Origin of the sequence: Sphingobium sp. BHU LFT2 (genome assembly GCF_018604485.1) — a bacterium.
GTDB lineage: Bacteria > Pseudomonadota > Alphaproteobacteria > Sphingomonadales > Sphingomonadaceae > Sphingobium > Sphingobium yanoikuyae_A.
The window spans coordinates 1-464 of sequence record NZ_JAFCGW010000092.1 but is presented as its reverse complement, the minus strand read 5'-3'; the positions used below and the strand labels follow the sequence as shown (position 1 = coordinate 464).

Here is a 464-nt window from a genome sequence, read left to right as displayed (position 1 = left end):
CGGCCCTATTGGCTCAAGATCGGCACGCAGAGCGTATCGGCCACCGTCCAGGCGCCCAAATATGTCGTCAACGTCAACACCATGGAGCATCTGGCGGCCAAGACGCTGGACTTGAATGCCATTGGCGTTGCCGAACTGGCGACCGACAAGCCGATCACGTTCGAGCCCTATGCCGATAACCGGACCTTGGGCGGCTTCATTCTGATCGACAAGATCAGCAACCGCACCGTGGCGGCGGGCATGCTCCACTTCTCGCTGCGCCGCGCCCAGAATGTCCATTGGCAGGCGACCGACATCGGCCGTGACGCCCATGCTCAGCTCAAGAACCAGCTTCCCCGCATCCTCTGGTTCACCGGTCTCTCGGGCTCGGGCAAGTCGACCATCGCCAATGAGGTGGAAAAGCGGCTCGCGCTGATGAACCGCCACACCTTCCTCTTGGATGGCGACAATATCCGCCATGGCCT

General features: G+C 61.4%; 1 protein-coding gene. It reads left to right on the top strand.

Features of this window, described 5'->3' with window-relative positions; all coding sequences use genetic code 11:
• Positions 1 to 464 (top strand): elongation factor 1-alpha C-terminal domain-related protein (locus JQK15_RS26615; protein ID WP_214869682.1); only part of this gene is annotated, 464 nt, incomplete at both ends.